Here is a 13443-nt window from a genome sequence, read left to right as displayed (position 1 = left end):
CGGTGCGGGTGCGAGTGGGCGCGATCTGGGAGTGCTGTGGGAGGGCTGTCGGAAACGTTTTCTGAAAGCGTCTTCTACCGTAGATCTGCCGTGCGGCGGGGGTCAATCGGTGAGACGGCGCGCGGAGTGCGGAAACCTGGCGATCGCCGCCGGGACCGCAGTGACCCCGAGCAGACGTGGTCCGCTCCCGGGAATCCGCCGTGACCCGTCCAGCCGCGCTCGTCCGCCGGAATAGCCGGGCGCGGTGTGATGCTCTGATGAGCAGCATGGTTCACGAGCGTGGTGAGGAGCTGGTGGGCAGATGACGGCGATGACGGCGCAGACGGCGGAGCGTACGGGCCCCGTGGTGGGGACCCCCTACGGGGCGGTGCGCGGCCGGTACGAGAACGGGATCGCGGTCTTCCGGGGCATCCCCTACGCGGCGCCCCCCTTCGGCCCCCACCGGTTCCGCCCGCCCGTGCCGCCCGAGCCCTGGACCGGGGTGCGCGACGCGCTCGACTTCGGCCCGACCGCGCCGAAACCGCCGTACTCCGAAGCCTTCGCCGCACTGCTCTCCGACCCCGTCGTGCCCGGCGACGACTGCCTCAACCTGAACGTGTGGACCCCGGAGCCCGGCCGGGGCGCCCGGCTGCCGGTGATGGTGTGGCTGCACGGCGGCGCGCTGACCCGGGGTTCGTCGGCCGTCCCGGTCTACGACGGCCACGCCTTCGCGCGCGACGGCGTCGTCATGGTCTCGGTCAACTACCGCCTGGGCGTGGAGGGTTACGGCCTCTTCCCGGACGCCCCCGCCAACCCCGGCCTGCGCGACCAGCTCGCCGCGCTGCGCTGGGTGCACGAGTCCATCGCGGCGTTCGGCGGCGATCCCGACCGGATCACCCTCTTCGGGCAGTCCGCCGGCGCGATCAGCATCGGCGCCCTGCTCGCCGCACCGCAGGCGCAGGGGCTGGTCCGGCGGGCCGTGCTGCAAAGTGGGCCCCCGGAGGCCTTCGACCGGGACAAGGTGCGGCGGATGGTGCGCCGGATGGCGACCCGGCTGAAGATCCCCGCCACCGCCGAGGCCTTCGCCGCCGTCGACCGCGAACTGCTCCTCCGCACCCAGGCCGACGTGGGCAGACTCAGCAGCCCGGTGCTCGGCGGACCCACGTTCGGGATCGTCATCGACGGCGAGCTGGTGCCCCGCGATCCACTGGAGGCGCTGGTCGACGGGGAGGTCGCCCAGGGTGTCGACCTGATGCTCGGCTGGACGCGCGACGAGTACCGGCTGTGGCTGGTCCCCGGCGGACTCCACGAGCGGGTCGACCGGCTCGGCGCGGTCGCCCTGGCCGGTGCGATGGCCCGCTGCCACTGCGGTGTCGAGGTGCCGCGCGGCTACCGCACCCTGCACCCCGGGGCCGGCGCCGCCGAGACCGTCGGCCAGCTCGTCACCGACCACCTGCTCCGCTACCCCCTGCACCGCCTCGCCGACGCCCGCCCCGGCACCGCCCACGTCTACGAGTTCGCCTGGCCCTCCAACCTCCCCGGCCTCGGTTCCTGCCACGCCCTCGAACTCGGCTTCGTCTTCGACACAGGCGACATCCCCGAGTCCGCGAAACTCGCCGGTCAGGGCGCGCCCCAGTCGCTCGCCGACGCGATGCACGGGGCGTGGGTGCGGTTCGCGGTGGACGGCGACCCCGGCTGGCAGCCCTGGGACGACACGCATCCGGTACGGATCTTCGGCGAGGGCGAGCCGTACGTCGTGCACGGGGCGCGCGATCCCGAGTTCGCGCTGTGGGCGACCGACGCCATGGCGAAGGACACGGCGGCCCGGGCCGAGGACACACCGCCCGCGCGGAGCGCCACCGAACTGCGGTCGGTCGTACGGCGGCGGCTGCGGCGGACGGGAGATGTGCGGAGGTCCTCGTGAGAGGAGAAGCGCGGGACCGTTGCGGAAACCGGTTGCCGGGGTGTTTCCACCGGCCGGGGAGGGGCGGGGCGGGAGGTGACCAGGAAGGGCCGGGACGCGAGCGGGAGCACCATCCGGGACGTGGCGGCCCGCGCCGTCGTCCGGGACTCGATCGCGGCCCGCGCCTGGGCGGGGTCTCTCAGGCGACCCGGTCCAGCGTCCGCGCGATCGACGTGACCGCCCCCGGCCCCACCCGGCAGCACCCGCCGATCAGCCGCGCGCCGGAGCCCCGCCAGCCCTCGACCTGCTCGGCGGTGAAGGTCGAACGGCCCGTCCACGCGCGGGCCCGCGCGTCCCAGGTCTCACCGCTGTTGGGGTAGACCACGACGGGCTTGCCGGTGACCCGGGCCGCCGTCTCGACCGCCCCCTCGACGTCCTCGGGCGCGCAGCAGTTGACGCCGACCGCGACGATCTCGTCCGCCTCGGCGGCCTGCGCGAATGCCTCCTCCAGCGGCTGCCCGGCGCGGGTGCGGTCACCCGCGATCGAGTACGACAGCCAGGCCGGCACCCCGAGCCCGCGTGCCGCCCGCAGCAGCGCCTCGGCCTCGGCGGTGTCCGGGATCGTCTCCAGGGCCAGCACGTCCGGGCCGGCGGCGGCCAGCACCTCCATGCGGGGCCGGTGGAACGCCTCCAGCTCGGCCACGCTCAGCCCGTACCGTCCCCGGTACTCGGAGCCGTCCGCGAGCATCGCGCCGTAGGGCCCGACCGAGGCCGCCACGTACAGGCGCCGCCCGATGCCCCGCCGCCCCGCCTCCACCGCCGCGTCGCGCGCCAACTCCACGCTCAGGGCGATGAGTTCGGCCGCCCTCTCGCGCTGGATGCCGCGCTTGGCGAAGCCCTCGAAGCTGGCCTGGTAGCTGGACGTGATCGCCACGTCGGCGCCCGCCTCGTAGTACGCGAGGTGCGCCTCGGTGATCGCCTCGGGCCGGTCCGCGAGCAGCCGCGCCGACCACAGCTCGTCGCTCAGATCGTGCCCGGCCGCCCCGAGCTGATTGGAAAGACCGCCGTCGAGGACGAGCGTCCCGGCGGCGAGGGCGTCGGTGAACGGGGCAGAGGTGTGGCTGGTCATGTCACGACGCTAGTCGATACGGCCGGGGAGCCGGGGCGGCGTCCAGTCCGCGAACGGAATGCCCGGAATGCGGGACGCGACGCGGGGTCCCGGCAGCCGGCCGGGCCGTTGTCGGTCCTACGCCGCGTGCCGCCCGCCCCCGCGCCTGCCGCCGCCCCGGGTGCGCCTGGTCGCCGGGACCAGGAGGCCGCCGAGGAGCCCGAGGCCGAGGGCGTAGGGCCACCAGCCGAAGCCGTCGCCGCGGGCGGTGTCCGTGGCGCGGGCCTCGGCGAGTGCCGTCCCGGGCGAGTCCTCGGGGCGGGCGGTGGGGGAGGCGCTGCCCTGCGGGGCGGTGGTCAGGACGACGTCGTTGCCGTCGCCGCCGCGGTAGCTGATGCGGTACGTCGTGTCGGCGAGCCTCAGCTTCGCGCCCTCGCGAAGTCCCCTGAACGCGCCCGTCGTCGGGGCGTGACCCGTGTGGTCGAGGATCGTGACCGTCCGTGCGGGGTGGGTCCCGGCGGCGGAGAGGTCCAGGTCGCCCGCGAGGCCGACCCTGCCCGCGACCTTCAGCGGCTCGGCGCCCAGGACGAGTTCGCCCCGCGCGCGCTGCGTGTAGTCCCCGGTCACGGTGAGGCCGGTCGTCACCACGCTGTCGTTCGTGATGGAACCCTGCACGGTGCCCGCACCGGTGAGCTCCGTCGACACACGCAGGCCGGCCGCCCCCACGTCCAGCCGCGCGCCCGCCGAGGTGAGCCGGATCGCCCTGCTGCGGGCGAGCGTCGCTCCCGACCGCAGCGCCAGCGTGCCCTTCGAGACCGTCGTCGTCCCGGTGTACGTCACGGCGGGGCCCGTCAGCGTCGTGGTCGCGCTGCCGGACTGGACGAGGGAGCCCGTGCCGCCGAGGTGCGACAGCTGGACGCCGAGTGCCGCATTGCGTACGACGAGGGTCCCGTCGTCGACGATCCGCCGCCGCTCCGTCCCGGTCAGTACGCCCCCGTCGCCGCCCGCCTCTCCGGACCCGAGCCGCAGCACCGCCCCCTTCTCCACGGTCGTCGAACCGTCGTAGTACTGCGGCGCCGCGAAGGTCACGTCGTTGCCGCGGGTCCCCGCGATCACGATGTCCCCGGCGCCGGGCGCGGCCAGTGTGTCGTGGTACCTGCCGCCGCCGATCGGCGCGCCCAGGGTGACCGGACCGTCGTAGTCGAAGGTCAGCCGGGAGCGGACGCCGCTCGCCTCGTGGAGGTTGATGTAGACGGTGTCCCTGGTGCCCGGCATGAAGATCCGGTGGGTGGTGCCGTCGCCCCACTGGACGTCCGCGCCCTCGATGTTGGTGCCGCGCTTGTTCGACTGGTGGGCGATCGCACGCCAGTTGAGGGACGGGTCGCTGAGCGAGGGGTCGGTGTCGCCGCCCTGGTCGCTGTAGCTGTACTGGCCGGTGAGGACGACCTTGCTGCCGGGGCGCGAGTGGACGTTGACGTCGCTGCCGTACTCCCGCTGGTAGAAGTCCTGGCGCAGGACGATCGTCCGGTACAGCGGGGTGTCGATGATCCAGGAGCCCTGGTTGAGGATCGCGCGGGCGTTCGGGAGGGCCACCGGGTACTCGGGGCGGCCGGCCGCCGTGCCGGTGCCGTTGTCGATCACGCCGGAGAACGGCTGAGTTCCGGCCAGGTCGAGCGTGCCCCACAGGGAGCGCGGCTGGGTGACCAGGCCCGAGCCGCTGATCGTGCCGATGTTGAAGGTGCGGGTCAGGGAGAGGCGCAGGGTGCCGTCGACCCGGACGTTCAGCTCGTTGAGCCGGTAGCCGGGCGTGCTGTAAGGGAAGTGGCCGATCAGGCCGGTCCCACCGCCCGTGCCGTACTGGAGAGTTGTGCCGCGGTCGACCGTGATCGCGGGCGGGTCCGGGTTGCTGACGGTCGTGTACGGGTGGTTGCCGCCCTGGGTGGTCACCCGCTGCCGCTGCCGGGACGCCGGGAGCGTGAAGTCGCTGTCCCTGGTGAGGATCAGCGTCCCGCCGCCGCGCACGGTCAGCGTGCCCCGGCCGCGGAACACCCCGTCGTACGTCGTCGTCCCCGAAGGCACGGTGACCACCGTGTCGCCGGTGAGCGTCACATCGCGGCCCGCGAGGACGTCGGCGGTCGCGTCACGGGGGCCGACGGAACCAAAGGAAGGAGGTGCGCCGACGAGGAGGGCGACGATCGCGAGGGCGCCTGCGGCGGCTGAGGTCTTGAGGGTTTGGCTGCGCACGTCTCTGGAGACGCGCGTCGGCGCCGGCGATAACAGAAATCTCGCGGCCGTCTTTGTCCCGCACGACCCGTTGACCTTCCCGTAACACACCCTTACCTTTTCGGCGTTCGTCATGACAGATGCCGTACGAGATTTCGAACTCCCTTCGGAGAGGCGTCAGATGAGACGTGTGTACGCAATCCTCGTCGCCCTGTGCTGCGCGCTCGCCGCGGCGCTGGTGACCGCGGGACCGGCGCAGGCCGCGGCCCAGACCATCACCAACGGCACGCAGTTCACGGACACGTCGGGCAACGCCGTGCACGCGCACGGCGGCGGAGTGATCAAGGTCGGCAGCTACTACTACTGGTTCGGCGAGGACCGCAACGCCGACAACACCTTCAGGTACGTGGATGCGTACCGCTCCACGGACCTGAAGAACTGGGAGTTCCGGGGCCACGTCCTGACCCAGTCCAGCGCCGCCGAGCTGGGCACCGCGTACATCGAGCGGCCGAAGGTCGTCTACAACGCGTCCACCGGCAAGTTCGTGATGTGGATGCACAAGGAGAACGGCGTCGACTACAGCGAGGCGAAGGCCGCCGTCGCCGTCTCCTCGACCGTGGACGGCAGTTACACCTACCAGGGCAGCTTCCAGCCGCTCGGCGACAACATGTCTCGGGACATCACGACGTTCGTCGACACCGACGGCACCGCCTACATGGTCTCCGCCGCCAACGAGAACTACGACCTGCACATCTACAGGCTCACCGCCGACTACACCGCCATCGACAGCCTGGTCGCCAACCCGTGGGTCGGCGGACACCGCGAGGCACCGGCCCTCTTCAAGCGGGGCGGCGTGTACTTCATGCTGACGTCGGCCGCGACCGGCTGGAGCGCCAACCAGCAGCAGTACGCCACCGCCACCAGCATCAGCGGCCCGTGGACGGCGTTCACCAACGTCGGCGACTCGACCGCCTACAACTCGCAGACCGCCTACGTCCTCCCGGTCCAGGGGACCTCGGGCACCTCGTACCTCTACATGGGCGACCGCTGGGGCAACTCCTTCGGCGGCACCGTCAACGACTCCCGTTACGTCTGGCTGCCGTTGACGTTCCCGACCACGACCTCGATGTCCATGGCGTCCTGGTACCCGGAGGTGTCGATCGACACGGCCGCCGGCACGATCACCGGCACGAGCGCCACGTACAACACGCTCGTCGCCCGCAACAGCTCCAAGTGCGCGGACGTGGCGAACCAGTCGCTGTGGCAGGGTGTCGCGATCAGCCAGTACACCTGCAACGGCGGCGCCAACCAGAAGTGGTGGTTCAAGGACCTCGGCACCGGCTACTACGAACTCATGGGCCGGGGCAGCTCGTTGTGCCTCCAGGAGAACGCCGCCAATGTGACCCAGGAGAACTGCACCGGCGCCACCGCCCAGCAGTGGAGCCTCACCGCCTCCGGCAGCTACGTCCTCGTGAAGGCCAGGACGAGCGGCGAGTGCCTGGACGTGTCGGGCGCGTCCACCGCCAACTCCGCCGCGATCATCACGTACACGTGCAGCGGGGCGACCAACCAGCAGTGGACGCGCGGTAGTTGAGAGCCGGTCTACCGGACCGGATTCCAGCCGTCCGTGCCCGCCAGGTACGTCCGGGCCGTGTAGCTCGCGGCCTGGGAGTCGGTGAGCTGCGGGCGGTTGGAGTTCACCGCGGCACCGGCGCCCGTGTTCCTGTACTCGAAGAAGCGGGCGTTCTTCCACGAGTAGCCGCTCATGTCCGTCCAGGGCCCGGCGACCTTCACGGCGGCGGGCAACGAGGTCTCGCGCACGACCAGTTGGCCCACCGCGTCCGCCGTCGGGTGCCAGGGGCGGCCCAGGTAGTACGTGTCGGCCGCGGCCGAACTGGTCACCGAGCTGCCGGTGACGAGGATGCCGTACGTCTTCGCCGAGCTGGTGTCGGGTGCCGACAGGAAGCCGTTGAGGCCGCCCGCCGCGGCGCCCGAGTCGCGCAGCCGGATGGTGATCCGGTCGTAGACGGCGGTGGCGTCGCCGAAGACGAAGTCCACGTCACCGGAGATGAACGACGCGTAGAAGTACTGCCGGTACTGGCCGGTCGAGGACGGCGACCAGTTGAGGACCGTGTCCTGGCGGCTGATGAAACGGTCGTTGGTGAACGTCTGCCGGTCGCCCTGCGCGGTGACCGCGACGGCCTGGGTGTCCGTGATCTCGGGGTGGGCCGCCTTGTCGAAGGTGTTCTGCACGGTGATCCCGGTGACGGTGAGACCGCCCGCCGAGAAGGTCGCGACCGAACTGCCCCGCGTGCCGTACTTGTTGCCCCCGGAGTCGGTGTAACCGGCGGCCCGGTCATAGGTGATGACGACGTCCTCGGCGTTGCCGGTGGCGCCCTTGACGGTCAACCCCGTTTTCCCGGACGGCACGTTGACGATCTCGGTGTACGTGCCCTTCGCGACGGAGATCGTGTCGCCGGCCGCGGCGGCGTTCACCGCGGCCTGCATGGAGGTGTATTGCCCCGAACCGTCCTTGGCGACGGTGATGACGGTGGCGGCCCGCGCCTGGGTCGCCGGCGGCACCGCGACCAGCCCGAGGGCGGCCGCGGTACCGGTCGCGACGGCTGCGCCACGGCGCCGGGCGGGGGAGCGGTGGTGCGTGTTCGGCTCAGTCATGCCTACGGGTCGCCGCGGACCGCCCGCGAGTTGCCGCCTTCAGACGAGCAGATCGATCGCGTCGACGGACGTGCCCGCGCTCAGGAACGACGTCGTGCCCGACCCGCTCGCCACATAGATCTTCAGCGTGTTGTAGGCGCTTGCGTCCGTCAGCCAGGCCGATGCGGGGACGCTGTACGTGAACGTGTAGTTGTTGCCCCGGTAGGAGCCCACGGTCAGCGACCGGGTGCTCGGCTGGGCCGGGGGCGAGGGGACGGCCGAGGTCCAGGTGTCGTTGACGACGACCTGCGGCCGGCCGTTCGCGTACGCCGTCGTCACCCCGATGCGCAGCGTGTGGGCGGCGGCCGACTGGGCGGCCGTCAGCTTGAAGTACACGATGATGCCGCTGTTCACGTCCTTCCACAGATAGCAGGGGAACGCCGAGGTCTCCGTCCCGCTGCCGACGACGACGTTGCCGGTCCAGGACGCGGCCCGCACGTCCGAGGGGTGCGCGTACGTCATCAGGTCCGCGTTCTTGAAGCCGCTCGGCGAACCGTCCCAGTCACCGATCCGCCAGATCGCGCTCGCGTTGGACGGGTCGTTCGAGGCGGGGATCGCGATGCTGTTCAGCGTCGTCGTCCCGCCCGCCGTGACCGCCACCGAGCCCGTGTAGACGGCGAGTTCACCCTTGAACACGGTCAGCGTATACGTCCCCGGCAGCACCCCGGTGATCGAGAAGTAGCCGTCCGAGGCGCGGGCCGAACCCCAGTACTGCGCGGCCGAGTTGGCGAGCCCGACCGTGTACGCGTACGCCGTGTTCCGCCCGGTGATGCCCACACCCGCGACCCGGCCCCGCGAACTCGCCGCCGTGTAGCCGGAGATGCCGAGCCCATCGGCCCACGAGGTCGTGAGGTTCGCGTGGTACAGCGACGAGGAGGGCGCGCCGCCGTCGGTGAGGGCGATGACGTACGGGCCCTGGAGGCCGAAGCGCTGGGCCTCGGTCTGGTTCTCGCCGTAGTACAGGATCTCGTACAACCCGCCGCCGTCCGCACTCTGATGGCGCAGCAGGGAACGGTAGAACGGGCCGCCGGACGCCTTCTCGTGGTTGCTGCGCACGACCCACAGGCCGACGCTGCCGGTGGTCCAGCCGACGTAGTCGTAGTCGATGACCCGGTTCTTCGAGTAGTGCTTGGAGCGGGTCTGGCCGTCGGACTTCTCGAAGACGTCCGCGGACTCGATGGTGGTCGGCGCGTACGTGTAGGAATCCGGCTGGTCGTTGAGGAACAGGCCGGCCTTCACCCGCACGATGTAGCGGGTCGCGCTGACCGAGGTGTCGGCCTTGTTGGTCCACAGATAGACGTTGTTCTCGCCGCTGCGGGCCGCGTAGTAGTGCTTCAGCGTGCCGTGCGTGACGGAGACCAGGATCGTCGTGCCGGACTGCGCGATCGTCACCGTGGACGCGCCGAGGCCGGACTCGACGTGCGAGTTCATGCCGCCGTAGCCCTGGTACTCGGTGCCCTTGTAGACCAACGAGGTCAGATCGCCGTTCGTCTTGCTGACCTTGAAGACCAGGCTCGCGCCGGTGTCGACGACGTAGTTCGAGCCGTCGTCGGTATAGCCGAAACTCGCGGCCGACGCGCTCTGTGCGAGCGGCCCGGCGAGCGCCGCCGAACCGGCCGCGGCCGCCGTGCCGAGGACGAAGGTGCGGCGGCGAACCGGTCTGTTCACAGAACCGGACATGGGGTGCCTCCTTCGGGAGGTGGGGGGTGCGGGTGCTTTGGAGCGTGGCAGTTGAATCGATTTCGCGAAAGGGCTTTCACAGCCTTGGAGTTGGCGAGGACGTGAAAACTGACCAGACTCTAGAAAGCGCTTGTCCGGAGCGGTACGGTCCTCCGCCAGGCCTTGTCGTCGGACGGAGGAGCCACGCATGAGACGTTTCACCCTCGCCCTGCTGGCCGCACTGACCCTGAGCACCACCCTGTCGGCCGCACCCGCCCAGGCGCACGACCGCACACCCCCGCCCGGCCTCGCCCACTGCACCGCCACCGCCTGCCACTTCGACGTCCCGCCCGGCACCTACGACGTCACGGTCCGCCTCGGCGGCGCGACGGCGGCGAGTACGGCCATCAGCGGCGAGACCCGGCGCTCCCTGCTCCCCGAGACGGCCACCGCCGCCGGCTCCACCGTGACCCGCGGCTTCACGGTCGACGTCCGCACCCCCGAGGGCGAACCCACCGGCCCCGACGGCACCCCCGGCCTCGACCTCACCCTCGGCGGCACCGCCCCCGCACTCGCCGGCATCCGCGTCACACCCGCGCCCCACGCCCGCCAGGTCGTCCTGATCGGCGACTCCACGGTCTGCGACCAGCCGGGCGACCCGTACTCGGGCTGGGGTCAACAGCTGCCACAGTTCCTCCGGAAGGGCGTCTCCGTCGCCAACTACGCCGATTCCGGGGAGAGTACGGTGACCTACCTGGAGAATCCCCTGCTGTGGGGGACGGTTGAGCCGCTGATCCGCCCCGGCGACCTCGTCCTCGTCCAGCTCGCCCACAACGACAAGACCACCGACGAGGCGACCTATCGCGCGAACTTGGAAACGCTCGTGAGGGGTATCCGTGACAGGGGAGGCCGTCCGGTTCTCGTGACACCGATCGTCCGCCGCTGGTTCAATGCCGACGGCACACTGGACAACGACACCGCGCTGCTGGTGAACGGGCTCGGCGTCGACCTTCCGGGTGTCATCCGCTCGGTCGCCGCGGCCGAGAGGGTAACGCTCGTGGACCTCACGGCGCAGACCAAGGCGCTGGTGGAATCGCTGGGAGTGGAAGGCTCGAAGGCGCTCTACCTCTACAACGAGAAGAAGGACAACACGCACACCTCCGCGCACGGCGCCACCGTGTACGCGGGCCTGGTCCGCGACGCACTCGTCGCCCGGCATCTGCTGCCGGAGAGCCGGGTACGAGTGGGGTGAGACCCGACAGACCCCTGGGGCGTTCCGACCGGAACCGGGGCGCCCCAGGTTCCACCCCCTCCAGCGTGAGAGCGAGCCGATGCACCTGCCCTCCTACGACCGCGCGTCGAGCCCCCGCACCGGCTTCACCCGCGCCCACTGGGAGACGGCGGCCGACGCCCTCCTCGCCGCCGTGGAGCCGTACGCGACCGAGGACCGCGCGCTCTACCACCTCCCCGGCACCCACACCAGCTGGTCCGGCAGGCTCTCCGACGGCTTGGAGGGCTACGCCCGCACCCTGCTGCTGGCCGCCTTCCGCCGTGACGCGACGGCACTGGAGCGCTACGCCGACGGCCTCGCCGCGGGTGTCGCCGGCGTCTGGCCGAGCATCGAGGACCGCAGCCAGCCGCTGGTCGAGGCGGCCTCCATCGCCCTCGCCCTGCGCCTGACCCGCCCCCTCCTCTGGGACCGCCTCGACGACCCCGTGCGACAGCGCGCGGCGGCCTGGCTCGCCGACGCCCTCACCGCCGAACCCTGGCCCTGCAACTGGGAGTTGTTCCCCGTCACGGTCGGCGGCTTCCTCCAGGACGTCGGCCACGAGGTCGACGCGTCCCGCAAGGCGGTCGACCGGGGCCTGTCGCGCATCGAGGACTGGTACGTCGGCGACGGCTGGTACACCGACGGCGACGGCCGCAAGTTCGACTACTACAACGGCTGGGCGATGCACCTCTACCCGGTCCTGCACGCCTGGCTCGCCGACGACTCCCGCCTCCTCGACCTCTACGGCGGGCGCCTGGAACGCCATCTCGCCGACTACGCGCGCCTGTTCGGCGCCGACGGCGCCCCGATGCTCCAGGGCCGCTCCCTCACCTACCGCTTCGCGACCACGGCCCCGCTGTGGCTCGGCGCGCTGACGGGCCGTACGCCCCTGCGGCCCGGGGAGACGCGACGGCTGGCGTCGGGCGCCCTGAAGTACTTCCTGGAACGCGACGCGGTCGACGCCCACGGTCTGCTCACCCTGGGCTGGCACGGCCCCGACGAGGCGTTTCTGCAAGGCTATTCGGGCCCCGCCTCGCCGTACTGGGCGAGCAAGGGCTTCCTCGGCCTGCTCCTCCCGCCGGACCACGAGGTGTGGACGGTGACGGAGGAACCGGGCCCGGCCGAGCGGGAGGACGCGGTCACGCCGGTCGCGCCCGCCAACTGGCTGCTCCAGTCGACGAGTTCGGACGGCCTGGTCCGCCTCCACAACCACGGCAGCGAGGACGTCCGCTACGACCCGTACTACACGCGCCTCGCCTACTCCACGGTGACGGCGCCTTCGTCGTCGTACGACAACAGCGTGATCGTCGGCGGCGATCCGAGCCGTACGGAGATCGTGCCGCTGGGGGTGGGGGACGGCTGGGTCGCCTCCGGGCACACGGCCGCCGGAGGGGCCCGGGTGATCAGCCTGGTGGTGGCCGAGGGGGCGGTGGAGGTGCGGGCCCATCTGGTGGTGGGCGCGGTCGCGGGGACGACCGTGCGGGTCACGGGGTGGCCGTCCGGGGAGCCGGCGGTGGCCGAACTCGTCTCCCTGCACGGGTTGGTGGAGGGCGAAGGCGTGATCGGCGACGGGCCCGCCCTGTTCGTCGCGCTGGCCCGGCTCACGGCGGAGCCGGACCCCCGTCCCCTCGCGGACCTGGTGTCCGTGGAGGTCGACGGGGATCACGGCGTCTGCGTCCAGTGGGCCGACGGCAGACGGGTGGGCTTCCGGTTCACGGAGTCGGCCGGGCGATCCGGAGGCTCGTCGTGGTCGGTGACGCCCTGTTGAGCGGGGACGCGCAGTCGGCGTGACGGGACGTAGGCCCAGGTCGGCGTGGCGTTCCTCAGGACCGCCAGGTCACCGGTGGCGTCCACCCTTGGCTCCACGGCGGGGGCGGGCCCGTCGGCGGTTCCGTCAGCTCTCGCCCGGCCACCGGGTCAGCGCCACGTGCAGTGCGTCGACCGCCCGCTCCCAGGACCGCTGTACGTCACGGGACGCGCCGAAGCCGCCGGTGGACTCCAGGGCGCAGTAGCCGTGGAACGTACTCCTCAACAGCCGTACGGCGTCGGTGAGATCGGGCTCCTCCAGGCCGTAGGCGCGCAGCATGCCGTAGGTGATCTCGGCGGTGCGGCGCAGGGCGGGGGAGTCGGCGACCAGGGACTGGTCGACGCGGATCTGGGTGGCCGCGTACCGGCCCGGGTGCTCCAGGGCGTAGGAGCGGTAGGCGTCGGCGAAGGCGCCGAGGGCGGCCCGGCCGGTGCGGCCGGCGACCGCGACGGCGATGCGGTCGATCAGCTCGCCGCCCGCGAGGAACGCGACCCGGGTGCGCAGGTCCTGGAGGTTGCGGACGTGCGAGTACAGGCTCGCGTCCTTCACGCCGAACCGGCGGGCGAGCGCGGACAGGCTGACGTTCTCGAAGCCGACCTCGTCGGCGAGGTCGGCGGCGGCCGACACGACCCGGTCGGCGGTGAGTCCCGCGCGTGCCACGGCCCACCACCTCTTCTCTGACCTGCGACGACGTGACCCCTAGGACAATAGCCAATAACAAGACGGGCGCCCGGCGCGTTTCACCGCCGTCCCCACCGGATTCCGACTCCAGACTTGAC

The 13443-nt window shown here is 71.7% G+C and carries 9 protein-coding genes; 4 read left to right on the top strand and 5 right to left on the bottom strand.

Going from position 1 to position 13443, the window contains the following annotated elements:
* Positions 1-301: 301 nt before the first annotated feature.
* Positions 302-1903 (top strand): carboxylesterase/lipase family protein, encoded by a 1602-nt coding sequence (locus ACIRB1_RS05435; RefSeq protein ID WP_403464631.1) that lies wholly within the window; start codon positions 302-304, stop codon positions 1901-1903.
* Positions 1904-2081: 178 nt separating this feature from the next.
* Here ACIRB1_RS05435 and mmuM read toward each other — a convergent pair whose 3' ends face one another.
* Both mmuM and ACIRB1_RS05425 read right to left on the bottom strand, forming a co-directional pair.
* On the bottom strand, positions 2082-3011 hold the full coding sequence (mmuM, locus tag ACIRB1_RS05430) for a homocysteine S-methyltransferase (protein WP_403464630.1): 930 nt from the start codon (positions 3009-3011) through the stop codon (positions 2082-2084).
* A gap of 117 nt (positions 3012-3128) precedes the next feature.
* Positions 3129-5234: an autotransporter-associated beta strand repeat-containing protein gene (locus ACIRB1_RS05425; RefSeq protein ID WP_403464629.1), complete on the bottom strand. Its 2106-nt coding sequence runs from the start codon at positions 5232-5234 to the stop codon at positions 3129-3131.
* Positions 5235-5394: 160 nt separating this feature from the next.
* Here ACIRB1_RS05425 and ACIRB1_RS05420 point away from each other — a divergent pair, with 160 nt between their 5' ends.
* Entirely contained in the window at positions 5395-6807 is a 1413-nt protein-coding gene (locus ACIRB1_RS05420; protein WP_403464628.1) for an RICIN domain-containing protein, read from the top strand.
* Between the two features lie 8 nt (positions 6808-6815).
* Here the strand turns inward: ACIRB1_RS05420 and ACIRB1_RS05415 are convergent, their stop codons facing one another.
* Positions 6816-7889, bottom strand: coding sequence for a pectinesterase family protein (locus ACIRB1_RS05415; protein WP_403464627.1), 1074 nt, complete (start codon positions 7887-7889; stop codon positions 6816-6818).
* Between the two features lie 39 nt (positions 7890-7928).
* Positions 7929-9608: a rhamnogalacturonan lyase B N-terminal domain-containing protein gene (locus ACIRB1_RS05410; RefSeq protein WP_403464626.1), complete on the bottom strand. Its 1680-nt coding sequence runs from the start codon at positions 9606-9608 to the stop codon at positions 7929-7931.
* Between the two features lie 187 nt (positions 9609-9795).
* On the opposite strand from ACIRB1_RS05410, the gene ACIRB1_RS05405 reads away from it, so the two are divergent.
* Together ACIRB1_RS05405 and ACIRB1_RS05400 are read left to right on the top strand one after the other, a co-directional pair.
* Positions 9796-10839 carry a rhamnogalacturonan acetylesterase gene (locus ACIRB1_RS05405; RefSeq protein WP_352177745.1) on the top strand — a complete coding sequence of 348 codons (1044 nt, stop codon included), beginning with the start codon at positions 9796-9798 and terminating at the stop codon, positions 10837-10839.
* Between the two features lie 79 nt (positions 10840-10918).
* Positions 10919-12625 carry a DUF2264 domain-containing protein gene (locus ACIRB1_RS05400; protein ID WP_403464625.1) on the top strand — a complete coding sequence of 569 codons (1707 nt, stop codon included), beginning with the start codon at positions 10919-10921 and terminating at the stop codon, positions 12623-12625.
* A gap of 126 nt (positions 12626-12751) precedes the next feature.
* Here ACIRB1_RS05400 and ACIRB1_RS05395 read toward each other — a convergent pair whose 3' ends face one another.
* On the bottom strand, positions 12752-13324 hold the full coding sequence (locus ACIRB1_RS05395; protein WP_403464624.1) for a TetR/AcrR family transcriptional regulator: 573 nt from the start codon (positions 13322-13324) through the stop codon (positions 12752-12754).
* Positions 13325-13443: the final 119 nt, after the last annotated feature.

The organism is Streptomyces sp. NPDC096013 (assembly GCF_044763565.1).
GTDB lineage: Bacteria > Actinomycetota > Actinomycetes > Streptomycetales > Streptomycetaceae > Streptomyces.
The sequence above is the reverse complement of the archived record's forward strand: the minus strand, read 5'-3'. Positions and strand labels throughout refer to the sequence as shown.